13 protein-coding genes are annotated in these 16,970 nt (G+C 68.4%); 3 read left to right on the top strand and 10 right to left on the bottom strand.

Features of this window, described 5'->3' with window-relative positions:
- Positions 1 to 239 precede the first annotated feature (239 nt).
- Positions 240 to 1,535, top strand: coding sequence for an O-acetylhomoserine aminocarboxypropyltransferase/cysteine synthase family protein (locus C5F75_RS27145; RefSeq protein WP_104012977.1), 1,296 nt, complete (start codon positions 240 to 242; stop codon positions 1,533 to 1,535).
- A 161-nt stretch (positions 1,536 to 1,696) separates the two neighbouring features.
- Positions 1,697 to 2,422 carry a ZIP family metal transporter gene (locus tag C5F75_RS27150; RefSeq protein ID WP_104012978.1) on the top strand — a complete coding sequence of 242 codons (726 nt, stop codon included), beginning with the start codon at positions 1,697 to 1,699 and terminating at the stop codon, positions 2,420 to 2,422.
- Between the two features lie 22 nt (positions 2,423 to 2,444).
- On the opposite strand, the gene C5F75_RS27155 is transcribed toward C5F75_RS27150, so the two are convergent.
- The gene (locus C5F75_RS27155; RefSeq protein ID WP_104012979.1) at positions 2,445 to 2,948 is read right to left on the bottom strand and encodes a hypothetical protein; all 504 of its coding nucleotides are present in this window, start codon (positions 2,946 to 2,948) and stop codon (positions 2,445 to 2,447) included.
- Positions 2,949 to 3,169: 221 nt separating this feature from the next.
- Positions 3,170 to 3,565 (bottom strand): hypothetical protein, encoded by a 396-nt coding sequence (locus C5F75_RS27160; RefSeq protein WP_258048602.1) that lies wholly within the window; start codon positions 3,563 to 3,565, stop codon positions 3,170 to 3,172.
- A 142-nt stretch (positions 3,566 to 3,707) separates the two neighbouring features.
- On the opposite strand from C5F75_RS27160, the gene C5F75_RS27165 reads away from it, so the two are divergent.
- Complete coding sequence (locus tag C5F75_RS27165) at positions 3,708 to 3,995, top strand: DUF4148 domain-containing protein (protein WP_104012981.1); 288 nt, start codon at positions 3,708 to 3,710, stop codon at positions 3,993 to 3,995.
- 79 nt (positions 3,996 to 4,074) lie between these two features.
- Here C5F75_RS27165 and C5F75_RS27170 read toward each other — a convergent pair whose 3' ends face one another.
- The 8 genes from C5F75_RS27170 to C5F75_RS27205 all read right to left on the bottom strand — a co-directional run bounded on the left by C5F75_RS27170 (position 4,075) and on the right by C5F75_RS27205 (position 16,715).
- Positions 4,075 to 5,499 (bottom strand): heavy metal sensor histidine kinase, encoded by a 1,425-nt coding sequence (locus tag C5F75_RS27170; protein WP_104012982.1) that lies wholly within the window; start codon positions 5,497 to 5,499, stop codon positions 4,075 to 4,077.
- Positions 5,496 to 6,179 carry a heavy metal response regulator transcription factor IrlR gene (irlR, locus tag C5F75_RS27175; protein ID WP_006490455.1) on the bottom strand — a complete coding sequence of 228 codons (684 nt, stop codon included), beginning with the start codon at positions 6,177 to 6,179 and terminating at the stop codon, positions 5,496 to 5,498. The genes C5F75_RS27170 and irlR overlap by 4 nt, the downstream gene beginning before the upstream one ends.
- The gene (locus C5F75_RS27180; protein ID WP_104012983.1) at positions 6,179 to 9,391 is read right to left on the bottom strand and encodes an efflux RND transporter permease subunit; all 3,213 of its coding nucleotides are present in this window, start codon (positions 9,389 to 9,391) and stop codon (positions 6,179 to 6,181) included. The genes irlR and C5F75_RS27180 overlap by 1 nt, the downstream gene beginning before the upstream one ends.
- Before the next feature lie 128 nt (positions 9,392 to 9,519).
- Complete coding sequence (locus C5F75_RS27185) at positions 9,520 to 10,989, bottom strand: efflux RND transporter periplasmic adaptor subunit (protein WP_181035480.1); 1,470 nt, start codon at positions 10,987 to 10,989, stop codon at positions 9,520 to 9,522.
- Between the two features lie 26 nt (positions 10,990 to 11,015).
- Positions 11,016 to 12,326 (bottom strand): TolC family protein, encoded by a 1,311-nt coding sequence (locus tag C5F75_RS27190; RefSeq protein WP_104012984.1) that lies wholly within the window; start codon positions 12,324 to 12,326, stop codon positions 11,016 to 11,018.
- 242 nt (positions 12,327 to 12,568) lie between these two features.
- Complete coding sequence (locus C5F75_RS27195; protein WP_104012985.1) at positions 12,569 to 13,777, bottom strand: phosphotransferase enzyme family protein; 1,209 nt, start codon at positions 13,775 to 13,777, stop codon at positions 12,569 to 12,571.
- 35 nt (positions 13,778 to 13,812) lie between these two features.
- Positions 13,813 to 14,424: a nicotinamide riboside transporter PnuC gene (gene pnuC / locus C5F75_RS27200; RefSeq protein WP_059580234.1), complete on the bottom strand. Its 612-nt coding sequence runs from the start codon at positions 14,422 to 14,424 to the stop codon at positions 13,813 to 13,815.
- 59 nt (positions 14,425 to 14,483) lie between these two features.
- Positions 14,484 to 16,715, bottom strand: a complete 2,232-nt coding sequence (locus C5F75_RS27205; RefSeq protein ID WP_104012986.1) for a TonB-dependent siderophore receptor — start codon at positions 16,713 to 16,715, stop codon at positions 14,484 to 14,486.
- Positions 16,716 to 16,970 lie beyond the last annotated feature (255 nt).

Raw genomic sequence — 16,970 nt, forward strand, 5'->3', positions numbered from 1 at the left:
GCACGGGCGTACCGGCGTCATGTCACGCGGCGCCGACGATCGAAATCGACGGCACGAGCGTTGCCGAGAAGTAAGCATCCAACTGGTTCCAATGATCCTGATTCATCACGTATCCCTTGTGCGCGGAAGAAGGCATTTTATGCACCGCCCCGCCATAAGCAACAAACCATTCGTTCTAAGGGTTGCCGCGTACGTGCTCCTATAATCGCTCGACCATCACAACAACAGAAGGAGCACCCATGACCGATCAGGCCGTATCGAACTGGCGTCTCGAAACCATCGCCGTGCACGGCGGTTATCGTCCCGACCCGACCACGCGCGCGGTCGCCGTCCCGATCTACCAGACCGTTGCGTACGCATTCGACGACACGCAGCACGGCGCCGACCTGTTCGACCTGAAGGTCCAGGGCAACATCTACACGCGGATCATGAACCCGACGACGGACGTGCTCGAGCAGCGGATCGCCGCGCTCGAGGGCGGTATCGGCGCGCTCGCGCTCGCGTCGGGGCAATCCGCCGTCACGTACGCGATCCAGACGATCGCCGAAGCGGGCGACAACATCGTGTCCGCGAGTTCGCTGTACGGCGGCACCTACAACCTGTTCGCGCACACGCTGCCGCAATACGGAATCACCACGCGCTTCGCCGACCCGCGCGACCCCGCGTCGTTCGAGCCGCTGATCGACGCGCGCACGAAGGCGATCTTCGCGGAATCGGTCGGCAACCCGCTCGGCAACGTCACCGACATCGCCGCGCTCGCCGAGGTCGCGCATCGCCACGGCATCCCGCTGATCGTCGACAACACGGTGCCGTCGCCGTACCTGCTGCGCCCGTTCCAGCACGGCGCGGACATCGTCGTGCATTCGCTGACGAAGTATCTCGGCGGGCACGGCACGAGCCTCGGCGGCGCGATCGTCGATTCGGGCAAGTTCCCGTGGGCCGAGCACGCGGACCGCTTCAAGCGGCTCAACGAGCCGGACGTCAGCTATCACGGCGTCGTCTATACCGAAGCGTTCGGGCCGGCCGCGTATATCGGCCGCGCCCGCGTGGTGCCGCTGCGCAACATGGGCGCGGCGATCTCGCCATTCAATGCGTTCCAGATCCTGCAGGGAATCGAGACGCTCGCGCTGCGGGTCGAGCGCATCAGCGACAACGCGCTGAAGGTCGCGCAGCATCTCGCGCGCCACGAACACGTCGAATGGGTGAATTATGCGGGCCTGCCCGATCACCCCGACCATCCGCTCGTCGCCCGCTACCTGTCGGGCCGTGCGCCGGGCATCCTGACGTTCGGCGTGAAGGGCGGCCGCGACGGCGGCGCGAAGTTCCAGGATGCGCTGAAGCTGTTCACGCGGCTCGTCAACATCGGCGACACGAAGTCGCTCGCGACGCATCCGGCATCGACGACGCACCGTCAGTTGTCGCCGGCCGAACTCGCGAAGGCCGGCGTGAAGGAGGAAACGGTGCGGCTGTCGATCGGCATCGAGCATATCGACGACCTGCTCGCCGATCTCGACCAGGCGCTCGCGCAGCTTTGAGCGAAACGGGCGCGCCGGCTTGCCGGTGCGCCCGCATCGAACCGCTTGACCCTGGAGCGGCTTCAAGGTGTTCAATCCCCGGTTGATGCCGGGGCGACGCCCGGCGCGTACGATCGTGCAACGCCCCCTGCGCTGCGACACGCCAACCGCCAAGAGGCCCCATGACACCGACCGCGAAGCTTGCGCTGCTCACGTTACCGCCCGTGCTGGCGGCCTGTTTCGGCGCCCTCGCGGCCGCGTGGCGCGCTCCCGGCCCGAAAACGTCGAGCTCGATTCAGCATTTCACCGGCGGCATCGTGTTCGCGGCCGCCGCGCTCGAACTGCTGCCGCAGGACCGCGCGCATGCGCTGTTTCCGGTCGTCGTCGGTTTCGTGCTCGGCATCGCGCTGATGCTCGCGATCCGCGCGCTGTCGGGCGCGATCGAGACACGTTTCGAGGAAGCGCGCTTGCCGGCGAGCCTGATCATCGTCACCGCGATCGACCTCGTCGTCGACGGCCTCGTGCTCGGCATCGCGTTTTCCGCGAGCGATGAAAGCGGGATCATCCTGACCGTCGCGCTGACGCTCGAGGTGCTGTTCCTCGCGCTGTCGGTCAGCGCGGCCTTGGCCGCGGCCGGCATCGGCCGCATGCTGTCGATCGTCGTACCGGTCGTGCTCGCGGCGCTGCTGAGCGTCGCGGCCGTTGCCGGCAATGCGGCGTTCGCCGGACTGCCCGCGAATATCTATGCTGCCCTTCTGGGGCTGGGTACCGTCGCGCTGCTGTACCTCGTCACCGAAGAACTGCTGGTCGAAGCGCACGAGGTGCCCGAAACGCCGTTCGCGACGGCTTCGTTCTTCATCGGGTTCATCGTGTTCTTCCTGATCGAAGGATCGGTGAAGGCCGGGTAAGCCGCGTGCGATGGCGCGACGGTTACCACGTCGTCGCGCCGGTCGGATAGGTATCGACGATACGTGTGCCGTTGACCGGCGTGACGCCCTCGTTGCGCAGCGCGGTCCACAGGTCGATCGCATGTTCGCGCGACTTGCGGCTGCCGTCGTCGGTCAGCACGTTCAGCGCGATCACTTCGTCGCGCGTCGTCAGTTGCAGTTGTTCCTTGAGCTTGCGCGACTGATGCGACGCGCTACGGACGTCGCCGAGCACGATCCGTTTCTCCGCGACGGTCGGCGCGTCGCCGGCATCGGCCGGCACGAACGTCAGCCGGCCGCTGGCGACTTCGCATTGCCCGCGCGCGAATGTCGCGGTCCACGCGCCAGCCGGCACGGCGGCCAACTCGCAGCGCATCCGCTCGTTCACGCGACTGCCAATGTCGTGCGCCGATGCGTGCGACAGCGCACGTTCCGGCCAGCCTGCGGCCATTGCCGCCGTCGACATCAGACACGCCGCCAGCACGATCCCTTTTGCGATAGTACGCATCGTATGCTCCTCTTCGTATGGAGTGCGGTGGCCGGCGCAGCGCCGGCTGACAAAAATGTCATGTTGCGATCAGGTTCGCGATGCGCCGCGTCGCTACCATCGAACGCGTCACGGGCCCTGCCCGTTCCCACCCACGCAGCGGGTCGCTGCCGCACGGCACGATCACGCATTAGGCCCGGGCTCGTCGAGTGTCGGGCCGTTTTTTTACGCGTGTCCGACACTCACCGCACCGAATTGCGCTGCGGGTACACGCACGGATGCGTTTTCACATACAGGTTCGGATTGCCGCAGCGATGCCCGGCATAGTCGACCTGCTCGCCGGGCATCAGGCCGGACGGCACGGGTTTGCGGCCGACTGCGGCGGCAGTGGTCGCAGTGTCGGAACGTGTCGGCGCACAGCCCGCGAACAACGGGACGATCAAGGCTGCGGTCAAGGCGAGGCGAATGACGGGATGATGCAATTTTCGGTCCGGAATGAAGAGCTGAACGGCGCCGCCCGCGATCGATGCCGCTATCGCGACCGGCATGCACGCCGCCGGCACGCTCGGCCAACGGCAGACTTCATGTTCCGCTTCCCGCTCATCGCACCCATGACGCGAACATGACGGTTGCGTCATGTCGGGTGTGTCCACACGGGGCCCGCTCGCGCCCCGCAATCTGACGCATTTTTCATCTCGCGATCACGATCACGCATGGCTGCTTTCGCATACTGGGTCCATGGTTCGCCACCCCGGCGGCCCTGATCTAGGAGAGCATTCAATGAAAAGCGCAAACCTCGCAGCATGGTTCGTCGTCGCCACGCTGTCGCTCGGCATGGCCACGCACGCCGCGGTCGCCCAAACGCAAACGCAGGGCAAGACCCGCACGCAGGTCGTCAATGAACTGAAGCAGGCGCAGCACGACGGCATCGTGCCGATCAGCAAGACGCAGTACCCGCCGACCGGCGAGCTCATCGCGCGCAACAAGGAGCTACACGAGATCTCGGTGCATGGCGGCGAGCAGAAGCCGCAGACCGACAACCACGACAGCCTGGCCGCGAAGCAATGATGCGCGGCCGCACGGGCGCCGGCAGCGCGCAGCGCGCGGCAGCCTCACCGCGAACGCGCGGGCGTGGCCGCCCGCGCCGTCAGGTGCGAGTGGCGGCCGGCCGTTCCGGTTCGGCCGGCCTTCGCGGAAAGCGCAGCCAGAAGGTCGTGCGGCGGCCCGGCTCGCTGTCGACGCCGCATTCGCCGCCGTGGTTGTCCATGATCGACCGGACGATCGCGAGGCCCAGCCCCGTGCCCGACGCCGAATTGTGCCGCGACGGATCGACGCGATAGAAGCGCTCGAAAATCCGCCCGACATGCTCCGCGGCGATGCCGGGCCCCGTATCGGACACGGCGATCGTCGTCGCGCCGCCCTGCTCGACGCAATCGATCGTCACGACGCTGCCGCGCGGCGCGTACGTCAGCGCATTCGACAGCAGATTGCTCAACGCACGCTGGTACAGCGTCAGATCCGCATCGACCCACGCGTGGCCGTCGACCTTCACGGTCACGCCTTCATCTTCCGCCAGCGGCTCGTAATAGCCGGCCACCCGCTCCGCCTCCTCCGCCGCATTCAGCCGCCGCACACTGATCGACGTGCCGGCCTGTTCCGAACGCGCGAGAAACAGCATGTCCTCGATCATCCGCGACAATCGCTGGTATTCGTCGATGCTCGACTCGATCACGCTCCGGTATTCGTCCGCGCCGCGCGGTTGCGACAGCACGACCTGCGCGGCCGCCTGCAGGTTCGTGAGCGGCGTGCGCATGTCGTGCGCGAGATTCGACGAGAACTGGCTCAGCCGCGTGAACGATTCGTTCAGCCGTTCGAGCATCCCGTTGAACGCATGTTCGAGCTCCTTCAGCTCGCCCGACGTATCGAGTTCCGGCAGCGGATGCGCGAGCCGGCTCGTCGACATTTGCTCGGCACGCGCCGCGAACCGCCGCAGCGGGCTCAGCCCGAGCGCCGCAATGCCGTACGCGATCGCGGCCGCGAGCACCACGCCGAACACCTCGATCACGACGATCGTATAAGCATGCGTGCGCAACAGCAGCACGTCGGCGCTGCGATCGTACTGCACGGCGACGCGCACCACGGGCGCACCCGCGCCGGCGAGCGGGACGGCCGTCAGCAGGTACTGGTGCCGTGCGCCCGGCGGCGCGACGCCGACCGGCACGCGCCCGGTGTTCATCGACAGCAGCGGCGCGTACGGGCGAAAGCGGGGCGTGCCGACGACGCGCGCGCCGCCGGCATCGAAGATCGCGAGGTCCATGTTCGGGTGACCGTGCAACTGGTCGATCCAGATGTCGGTGTCGCGCGCGACGTCGGCCGTCGTGCGCGCCTCGGCCAGGTGCGCCCCCAATGCGGCCGAAATGCCGGCCATCTGCTCGGCTGCCGTCGTTTCGACGCGGTTGCTCAGCGCTTCGTACAGTGCGACGCCGCTCGACGCGAGGATGACCGACGTCGACAGGATGATCAGCGCGGTCAGCCGGCCGCGCAGCGTCCGCGGCAGCAGGCGCGCGATCATGCGGCCGCGCCGCCGCGCGCTTCGAGCACGTAGCCCATCCCGCGCACCGTGTGGATCAGCTTCGGTTCGTACGCGTCGTCGATCTTCGATCGCAGCCGGCGGATCGCCGAATCGACGACGTTCGTGTCGCTGTTGAAGTTCATGTCCCACACCTGCGACGCGATCGTCGCGCGCGGCAGGATCTCGCCTTCGCGGCGCATCAGCAGCCACAGCAGCGCGAACTCCTTCGCGGTCAGCAGGATCGTGTCGCCCTGCCGCGTGGCCTTGCGGCGCGTCAGGTCGAGTTCGAGATCGGCCACGCGCAGCGTGTTCGAATCGCGCGGCTGGCCGCGCCGCAGGATCGACTTGATGCGCGCGGTCAGCTCGACGAAGTCGAACGGCTTCGCGAGATAGTCGTCCGCGCCGAGCTCGAGCCCCTTCACGCGATCGCCGACGTCGTCGCGCGCGGTGAGGAACAGCACGGGCGTCGACTTGCTGCGCCGCAGGTTCTGCAGCAATGTCCAGCCGTCCTGCCCGGGCAGCATCACGTCGAGCACGAGCAGGTCGTACTCCTCCGTTTCGGCCTGATGCTGGCCCGTGATGCCGTCCTCGACCCAGTCGACGACGTAGCCGGCCTCGGTCAACCCCTTGCGCAGATACGCGCCCGTCTTCGGTTCATCCTCGACAATCAGAATTCGCATCACGCATTACCCTTGAAGAAACGCAGCCGGCGCATCATGCCCGCGCCGAACCCGCCGCGCAACGCCGCGCGCCACGACACCGCGTGGCTGACACGGTACAGCACCGGCAGCACCAGCAGCGTCAGCGCGGTGGACGACAGGATACCGCCGATCACGACCGTCGCGAGCGGGCGCTGCACCTCGGCGCCGGTGCCGGTCGCGAACGCCATCGGCAGGAAGCCGAGCGACGCGACCAGCGCGGTCATCAGCACGGGCCGCAGCCGCGTGAGCGCGCCGCCGCGCACCGCGGCGTCGAGCGGCATCCCTTCGTCGCGCAGGTTGCGGATGAACGAGATCATCACGAGACCGTTGAGCACGGCCACGCCGGACAGCGCGATGAAGCCGACCGCCGCCGTGATCGACAGCGGAATCCCGCGCAGCCACAGCGACACGACGCCGCCGCTCAGCGCGAACGGAATGCCGGTGAATACGAGCAAGCCGTCCTTCACGTTGTTGAACATCACGAACAGCAGCACGAACACCATGAACAGCGCGAGCGGCACGACGAGCTTCAGGCGCTCGCTCGCGCTTTGCAACTGCTCGAACTGCCCGCCCCACGACACCCAGTAGCCGGCCGGCACGCGCACGTCCTGCTGCAACTGCTCGCGCGCATCGGCGACGAACGAGCCGACGTCGCGCCCGCGCACGTTCGCGCTGACGACCACCCGCCGCTTGCCGTCCTCGCGGCTGATCTGGTTCGGGCCGGGCGCCACGTCGATCGTCGCGAGCTCCGCGAGCGGCACGTACGGCGCCGCCGCGAGCGGCGCGCCGGCGCCGGCCGTCGGCGCGGGCAGCGCGATCGGCAGCCGCTTGATCGCCTCGATGTCGGTGCGCAGCTCGTCGGGCAACCGCACGACGATGTCGAAGCGGCGATCGCCCTGGAACAGCGTACCGGCCTTCTGCCCGCCGACGGCCGCGGCCACCGAATCCTGCAGGTCGGCGACGCTCACGCCGTAGCGCGCGAGCTTGTCGCGGTCGAGGTTGACGGTCAGCACCGGCAGGCCCGTGGTCTGCTCGACCTTCACCTCCGACGCACCCGGCACCTTCCGCAACGCGGCCGCGATCTGTTCGCCGGTCTGGTTCAGCACAGCCATGTCGTCGCCGAAGATCTTCACGGCGACGTCGCTGCGCACGCCCGAGATCAGTTCGTTGAAGCGCAGCTGGATCGGCTGCGAGAACTCGTAGGCGTTACCCGGCAGCTCGGCGAGCGCTTCCTCGATCTCGCTCACGAGCTGCTCGCGCGGCTTTTTCGGGTCGGGCCACGTGTCGGCCGGCTTCAGCATGATGTAGCCGTCCGACAGGTTCGGCGGCATCGGGTCGGCCGCGATCTCGGCCGTGCCGGTGCGCGCGAACACGCGCTCGATCTCGGGGAAGCGCGCCTTCAGCGTCTTCTCGATCGACTTCTGCATCTCGACCGACTGCGACAGGCTCGTGCCGGGAATTCGCAATGCGGCAACGGCCAGGTCGCCTTCGTTGAGGCTCGGGATGAACTCGCTGCCGAGCCGCGTGGCGAGTCCGAGCGTGGCGAGCACGATCGCGCCCGCCCCGATCATCACGCGTGCCGGGCGCGTCATGAAACCGGCGAGCACCGGTTCGTACGCACGCCGCGCCCAGCGCATCAGCCGGTTCTCCTTCTCCTCGACCCGCTCGCCGATGAATAGCGCGACGGCTGCCGGAATGAACGTGACGGTGAGCACCATCGCGGCAGCGAGCGCCATCACGACCGTGATCGCCATCGGATGGAACATCTTGCCCTCGACGCCGGTCAGCGCAAAGATCGGCAGGTACACGACCATGATGATCAGTTGCCCGAAGATCAGCGCGCGGCGCGCCTCCTGCGATGCGCCGAACACTTCGGCGAAGCGCTCGTCGCGCGTGAGCGGCCGCCCGGCCGCCGCCTGCGCATGCGCGAGCCGCCGCACGCAGTTCTCGACGATCACCACCGCGCCGTCGACGATGATCCCGAAGTCGAGCGCGCCGAGGCTCATCAGGTTCGCGCTCACCTTCGCGTTGACCATCCCCGTGAAGGTCATCAGCATCGACAGCGGAATCACGAGCGCGGTGATCAGCGCCGCGCGGATGTTGCCGAGGAACAGGAACAGCACGGCGATCACGAGCACCGCGCCCTCGAGCAGGTTCTTCTTCACGGTCGCGACGGCCTTCTCGACGAGCACCGTGCGGTCGTACACCGGAATCGCCTTCACGCCGGCCGGCAGCGTGCGGTTCACGTCCTCCATCTTCGCGGCGACGGCCTTCGACACCGTCCGGCTGTTCTCGCCCATCAACATGAACACCGTGCCGAGCACGACTTCCTCGCCGTTCGACGTCGCGGCGCCGGTGCGCAGTTCGCGGCCGACGTCGACGACGCCGACGTCCTTCATCCGCACCGGCACGCCGCCGACGTTGGTCAGCACGACGTTCGCGATGTCGTCGACGGTGCGCGCCTGGCCCGGCACGCGCACGAGATACTGCTCGCCGCGCTTTTCGATGTAGCCGGCACCGACGTTGTCGTTGTTGCGCTCGAGCGCCCGCACGACGTCGGCGAGCGTCAGCCCGTACGACATCAGCTTCGCCGGATTCGGCGCGACGCGATACTCCTTCACGTAGCCGCCGATCGAGTTGACCTCGGTCACGCCGCGCACGTTGCGCAGTTGCGGCCGCACGACCCAGTCCTGCAGCTCGCGCAGGTCGGCCGCCGTGTAGCGCGTGCCGTCGGGCTTGCGCGCATTGGCGTCGGCTTCGACAGTCCACAGGTAGATCTCGCCGAGGCCCGTCGACGTCGGGCCCATCGCGGGCGCGACGCCGGCCGGCAGCTTGTCCTTCGCTTCCTGGATGCGCTCGTTGACGAGTTGCCGCGCGAAGTAGATGTCGGTGCCGTCCTTGAAGATCACGGTGACCTGCGACAGCCCGTAGCGCGAGATCGAACGCGTCTGTTCGAGCCCGGGCAGCCCGGCCATCGCGGTCTCGACCGGATAGGTGATGCGCTGCTCGGCCTCGAGCGGCGAGTAGCCGGGCGCGGACGTGTTGATCTGCACCTGCACGTTCGTGATGTCGGGCACCGCGTCGATCGGCAGCCGCTGGTAGCTGAACACGCCCAGCGCGGCCACGGCCGCGATCGCCAGCATCACGAGCCAGCGGTGCGCGATCGCAAAGCGGATCAGGCGCTCAAACATGTCGGGATTCCTTGAAACGGGGCACGGTCGCACGCGCCGGACGCGCTGCGCGGCCGGTCAGGCGGCGGATCGGAAAGCGCGCCGCATATCGGGCCGCCAGTCGCGCCACGGCGCACGCGTATTGCTGCTCATTCATGTTCCGCGCTCCCCTTGCCGAGTTCGGCCTTCAACACGAAGCTGTTCGTCGCCGCGTATTCCTGGCCCGGCTCGAGCCCCTTCAGCACTTCGGTCGCGCGTTCGTCGCGCCGCCCCGTTTCGACGGCCTGTGCGACGAAACCCTTCGGCGAACGCACGAACACCGACGGCGCGCCGTCGACGTCCTGCAGCGCGTCGCTCGCGACCGCGAGCGGCACGCCCTGGCGGCCCGCGTCGACCGACACGTTCACGAACATCCCCGGGCGCCACACGCCGTCGGGGTTCGGCAGCACGACGCGCGCCGGCGCGGTGCGCGTCTGCTCGCCGAGCAGCGCACCCACATACGCGATCGGGCCGCTCGAACGCGATTCGAACGCGGTCGCGCTGACGGTCGCATCGCGGCCCACGCGCACGTCGTTCAGCCGCTGCGCCGGCACGGCCATCTCGGCCCACACGGTCGACAGGTCGGAGATCACGAACATGCTCGCATCGGCGGCGATCGCCTCGCCGGGCGTCGCATGCTTCTCGACGATCGTGCCGGCGAACGGCGCACGCAGTTCATACCGGTTCAGCGCGCCCGCGCCCGCCGGCGCGTTCAGCGCGGCGAGCTTCTGTCGCGCGTTCTGCACGGCGATCTCGGCCTCGCGCAACTGCACCTGCGCCTGCTGATAATCCTGTTCGGCCGAGATGCGCTCCTGCCACAGCGTGCGTTCACGCTCGTAGGTTGCGCGCGCACCCGATAACCGGCGCTCGGCCGTCAGCAGTTCGCTTCGGCGGTCCGCCAGATCGGTGCTCGCGATCACGGCAAGCACCTGCCCCTTCGCGACGTTCTGCCCGAGCGACACCGATACCTGTTCGACGATGCCGGCCACGCGCGGCACCACGTGCGCGGTGCGATCCTCGTTGAACTTGATCTCGCCCGGCAACTGGAACGGCGTCGCGATCTGCGCGGGGCCGGCCTTCGCGAGCGCGATCTTCGACGTCGCCAGTTGCGCGTCGGTCAGCACGACCGCGCCGTCGGCGCGCGCGAACGGGAACGATGCGGCGTCGTTGCCGGCCTTCACGTCGATCGTCGCATCGAATACGTGCGGCTTCGCGATCGACTGCGCGGACACGAACTTCTGGCCGGCCGCGTCGAACCGCAGCGGCTCGTGCGTGCGGTCGTACCGCACCAGCGTGCCGGACACGGTCACGCCGTGGGTCGCGGGCTTGCCGTCGACGAACGGATAGACGACGAGCCGCGCATCGCCGGGCTTTTCCGTCATCACGATCTCGACGGACAGCTTGCCGCGCTTGAGCACGACACCGCCGTGCGCGCCGGCGCCGTCGGCCGCCTGGGCGGATTCGGCGGCCGTCGGCGCCGATGCGCCGCTCCCGCCCCGCGCGACGGCGAGCGCGCCGATCACGATTCCTGCGCCGCCGAGCACGGCTGCCGCAATGATGAAGATTCTGCTGCGTGACATGATGATCCTTCAGTCAAGAGGGGCGCTCATTGCGCGCGGACCGCGAGCGGCGTGCCGACGAGCCGGCCGATATCGGCACGGGCCGTATGCGCGTCGGCGAGCGCACGGACGTATTGCGACTGCCCCTGGAACAGCGTGCGCTGCGCGTCGAGCACGTCGAGGAAGCTGAACTTGCCGAGTTCGTAGCCGCGCGACATCGCGTCGAGCGCGACGCGCGCGGCTGGCAGGATGTCGGACTTCAACCGCTGCGCTTCCTGATCGGCGGCCTCGAAATTCGCGTATGCCTGCGTCAGTTCGAGCCGCAGACGTGTGCGTTCGCGGTCGAGATCGGCGTTCGCGCGCGTGGCCTTGTGCATCGCCTCGAGCAGCGCGCCCTGGTTCGTGTTGAACAGCGGAATCGGGATCGACACGCCGACCACCGCCTGGTTGTCCGGCACACCGCCGGTGGTCACGCGCTTCACGCCGGCGCTGACCGTCACGTCCGGAATGCGCCGTGCGCGTTCGAGCGACACGGCCGCGTTCGAGCGCAGCATTTCGGCACGCGCGATTCGCGCGAGCGGTGCATCGTCGAGCCGCGCGGTCAGCGCGGACAGCGGCTCGACCGACGGTACGGCTTCGAGGTCGCCGAGCACCGCAAGCGGGGCGTTGCGCGCTTCGCCCATCACCGCGTTCAGCTTCTCGCGCGCAACGTCGACACGGCCGCGCGCGGTCACGACTTCGATCTGTACGCCGGCCGCCGCCACCCGGGCCTTGGTCGCCTCGACCGGCGACACCTTGCCGGCCTGCGCGCGACGGGCCGCCAGATTCGCGGAGCGCGCGGCGATCGCGGCCGATTCCTCTGTCACCTGAAGCTGACGCTGCGCGGCGAGCAGCCCGTAGAAGGCTGCGATCACGTCGGCGCGCACAGCCGCGCCCTGCTGGTCGAGCGACGCGCTGGCCGATTCGCTGCCGTACGACGCGACGTCGAGCCGCGCGCGACGCTTGCCGCCGAGTTCGATCGTCTGGTTGATCAGCGCGGTCGACGTGCGTTCCGCTCGGCTGAAACCTTCCTGCAGGAACGACACTTCGGGGTTGGGCCGCGCGCCGGCCTGCATCAGTGCGCCGGCCGATGCATCGACATCCGCGCGCGCGCCGCGCAGTGCCGGGTTGTTGCGGGCGGCGACGGCGAGTGCGTCGGCAAGCGTCAATGACGACGCAGGACGTGCGCCGGATGGCGGTGCGCCGATCGGGGCGGCAGCAGCCGGAGCCGTGGCCGGCCCCGGCGACAGCGATGGCTGCGCATGAGCCGTCGCGGCCATCGCGAAGACGGCGGCCACGGCGAGGTTGAGCTTGAACATGTTCGGTTCTGCGGTAACGGTTTGCGACCGATGCTACGGACCGGCCGCAGTGCGAACATGAGGCGAAGATGATATTTCCGTCATGTTGGGCGCAACCGTACGCAGACGTGCGGTGCCCTGCGGGGACGGCGTCCCCTCTCGACGATCAGGAAGATGCGGTGAGCGCGCGGCACGATGGCCGCACGAAAGAATGCAGACGTTCGGAAATGCGACACGCGCGGGCCATACGCCCCGCGCGCGAATCAGGTGACGTGCTGCTTTCCCCGCCGCCGCTGCACGAGCCAGTCCAGCAACTGCCGCCCGTCGCGTTCGCCGAACCACCTCGCGTGCCCGATCAGATAACCGTCGTACGCCACGTCGACGATATCGGGCGCGTTGACGATACAACCGAAATACGCGACTTCCGACAGCGCGAACTCCGTATGTACGATCGGCAGCAGCGCGACCAGCGCCGCATATGCGTCGTCGCTCAGCGGTTCGAGCGATTCGTAGCCGTCGAGCAATGCGTCGATCTGCTCGTATTCGATGCGCCGTGCATCGGCCGGCGCCATCCAGTCGACCGTGTTGCGCTCGATCGCGAGCGCGAGGTCCATCACGGCGCAAGTACGATCCGACAAGCCGAAGTCGAGCACGGTCCGCACCTGCGCGCCGGGCCCGGCGTCGGTCCACAGCAGGTTCGACGCATGCCAGTCGCCATGCGTCCACAGCGGCGGCAACGCAGGCAGCAGCGGCACGAGGCGCGCGTGATACGGGCCGATCGCGTCGGCCACGTCGCCACGCCAGTCGCGTGCGCCGAGCGCCCTGACGAGCAACGGTTGCGCCGTGACCCAGCGTTCGAGCGCACCGACAAGATCGCTCGATGACAACACGCGAAAACTCGACAGCAGCGGGCGAACCGGCCGCGCCGGCGCATCGTAGCCGGCCGACGCGCGATGCAGCCCGGCGAGCGCGCGGCCGGCCGCATACGCATGCGAAGGATGCGTGAACGGCTTCCACGACATCACGCCGCGATACGCGTCGACACCCGGCGCGACCACGTGCACTTCATACGTCCAGTCGCCGGATGCGAACGCGGTTGCGCCGTCGCGACCGGCGAGCACGTCCGCCACCGGCACGCCGTGTGCGCGCAGATGCGCGATGAAGCGATGCTCTTCCTCGAGCCCCGCGACGTCGCGCAGGCTCGCATGATGACGCTTGACGAACAGCGCGCGCTCGTCGGTCGTGCGCACCAGCACGGCCGCCGAGAACGGCCGCGGGCTGTGCCACGTGAGGCGCGCGGGCGCGCCGGCGCCATCGATCCGCGCGAGCACGGCCGCGACTTCGTCGTGCGTCATCAGCGGCCAGTCGCGTTCGGCCTGTTCGCCGTCGACGCCGAACTGCGGCGGCGCGACCTCGCGCGCCTGCGCGGCGTCACGCGATGCCGGCACATCCGGTTCGAGGGGAAAAGACATGAACGTCGTGGCTCCGTGGTTGAATCGGCTGCGAATCAGCCGGCCGGGCTCGCGCTCGCGCGCAGCGTCGCGGCCGTGCGGCTCCAGTCGCGCCAGCCGACCACGGCCAGCCCGATGAACAGCGCATAGAGCCCGGCCGTCAGATACAGCTCCTTGAACACGAACATCCCGACGTACACGACGTTCACGACGATCCACAGCCCCCACGACGCGATGTAGCGCCGCGCCGTCCAGTATTGCGCGACGAGGCTGAACGCGGTCAGCGACGCGTCGACGAACGGCAGCGCCGCATCGGTCCAGCGCGCCATCATCCCGCCGAGCAGCGCGCTGCCGACGACGGCCGCGACCAGGTCGGGCAGCATTTGCATCGGGCGCACGCCAGTGACTGGCGCGACATCGCCGGCAGGCGCCGCCTTGCCGTCGGCCTCGCTCGCCCGCTGCGCGAGCCAGCGCTGCCAGCCGTACACCTGCAGCACCGCGAACGCGCCCTGCAGCAGCATGTCCGAGTACAGCTTCGCATCGAAGAAGATCCAGCCGTACAGCGCGACCGACGCAAGGCCGACCGGCCAGCACAGCATGCGCCGCTTCGCGGTCAGCCAGATCGCGAGCGCGCTGACGATCACGCCGGCGATTTCGAGTGGGGACATCGTCCGTGCTCTCCTGGTGGGCTGCCGGGGCCGCGCGTCATGCGCCCGTTTCCGGCCGATCAGAAATCATAGGTCAACGACACGCGCGCGGTGCGCGGCGCACCCGGGAACAGGTACGCATCGCCCTGCTGCTCGCCTGCGTCGCGCCAGTAGAACTTGTTGAACAGATTGTCCACCGACACGCGCAACACCGTGCGATGGCCGCCGATCTTCGTCGTATAACGCGCGCCGAGATTGAACACGAACCACGACGGCACGCGCGCGGTACCCTCTTCGTTCGCGTTGCGCGCCGCGCTGTACTCGACGCCGCCGAGCACGTTCAGGCCCGCGACGCCCGGCACCGCGTAGTCGGCATACAGCGACGCGCGCAGCGCGGGCACGTTGATGATCTGGTGCCCTTCGTAGGCCGGCGACCCCGAATCGTATGCGCGGGCGCGAATCGCCGCGACGCTGGCCGTCAGCCCCAATCGTTCGGTCACGCGCCCGGCCGCGCCGAGCTCGATCCCCTGGTGCCGCTGCGTACCGCGCTGTACGAACGTGTAGGACGTGCCCGACGCGTCGGGATCGGCGAACTGAAACGGCTTGCTGATCGAGAACACGGCCGCCGTGAGGCTCAGCCGGTCGAGCCAGTCGTATTTCGCGCCGACTTCGATCTGGTGCGATTCGACGGGCGGCAGGAACGCGTACGCGTTGGTCGCGCGCACGGGCGCCTGGTCGCCGAGCGACAGCGCCTTGCTGTACGACGCATACAGCGACAGCACGTTCACCGGTTTGTAGACGAGCGCGACCTGCGGCAGGAACACCGAGCGGTCGGTGTGCGTCGTCTCGCCGTCGAGACTGCTCCAGCTACGCTGGCGCAGCAGCACTTCCTTGCCGCCCGCGAGCACCTGCCAGTGTTCGCCGAGGCTGATGCGGTCGAGCCCGAACACGCCGTACTGCCACGCATCGAGGCGTGGATACGACGGCCCGGGCGAATTCGGCGACGGCGGGAACGTCAGGTCCGGCCCGTAGATATTCTCGCTGCCCACGTAGTCGTACACGGCGTCCGCCATGCTCACGACGCGGCGCTGCACGCTCACGCCGAGCGTCAACTCGTGCCGCAGCGGCCCCGTCGCGAACTTGCCCGTCGTGACCGCGCGCAAATCGTCGTTGCGCCGGTATTCGCCGGGGCTGCGGAAGTCGTACACGTCGTAGTCGCCGTTCGCGCCGAAGAAGAACGGCGACGTCGCACCGGCCGCGCAGCTTGCCGCATACGAACAGCCGTACGCGAACGCGCTGTTGTCGTCGATCATCGTGCGGCTGCGGCCGGCGGCGATGTACGCCTTCCAGTCGTCGTTGAACCGATAGTCGAAACGCGCGTTCAGGTTCAGCGCGTCGGTCGTCACCGGTTTCGCCCACGGCTGCGTGCCGAGCGCTTTCGACGTCGTCTTGACCGACGGCACGACGGTGCCGCCAAGCAACTGGTAGCCGGGCGCGGAACGCTGGATCCACTGCTGGAATTCGGCGTTGAGCTGCAGGCTCGCGCGCGGGCTGATGTCCCAGTCGGCGGCGATCGACCCGAACGTGCGCCGCCCGTTCGTGCCGTCGATATAGGAGTGCATGTTCTCCTTCGCCGCATTGATCCGGAACCCGAACTGATGGTCGGCGCCGAAGCGGCGGCCGAGATCGACGGACGCCGACGTCGAGCCGCGGCTGTCGACGCCACCCGTCACGCTCGCGACGTTCGCGGAGCGCTTCGTCACGAAGTTGATCACGCCGCCCGGCGCGACGACGCCGCTGTCGATGCCCGCGAGCCCTTTCAGGATCTCGACGCGCTCCTTGTTCTCGAGCGGCACGTTCTGCTCGCCGGACACCGTCAGCCCGTCGATTCGGATCGCGCTCGCGAGATCGACCGGAAAGCCGCGGATCGCGAAGCCTTCGAAATAGCCGACCGGCGCATAGTCGTTGACGACCGACGCATCGTTGCGCAAGACGTCGCTCAAGCGCTTCGCCTGCTGATCGTCGATCAGCGCACGCGTGATGACGTTCACCGACGCGGGCGTGTCGCGCAGCGGCGCGTCGTCGAGCCCCGCGACCGACGCTTCGCGCGCCCGCAGCGGGTGGCCGCGCTCGCCGCTCACCGTGATCGCGGGCAGCGTCGCGCTGCCGGCCGCGTCCGCGCCCGATGCGGGCATGTCGCCCGGAGCCGCGGCGGCCTGCGCCGCGAAAAGCGTGACACCGAGCCCGACGCCGAGCCCGACTGTCGCGCGCCGCCGCCGTGCGCGTGCCGCTGTTGTTCTATTCACCGTCATTGTTCTGGATGGAAAACTCGCCACTCGACCCTGTCGAAAACCGTTACGAAGCTGCAAATCGTGCGCCCGCGAACGCCGCCGCGCCCGTCTCCGGACGCGTGCGTCGATACGATATTCATCAGACGAACCGGACGATGCAGCCCGCGAGCGGGCCGACCGATCGGAAACACGCAGGATGGGACATCGGATTCGGATGACGCGCCGGGAACCGACGCAGCGGCCGACAGGTTCGTCGAGGGCGGGTCGGAAGGCCGG

This window comes from Burkholderia anthinoferrum (assembly GCF_002925705.1).
GTDB lineage: Bacteria > Pseudomonadota > Gammaproteobacteria > Burkholderiales > Burkholderiaceae > Burkholderia > Burkholderia semiarida.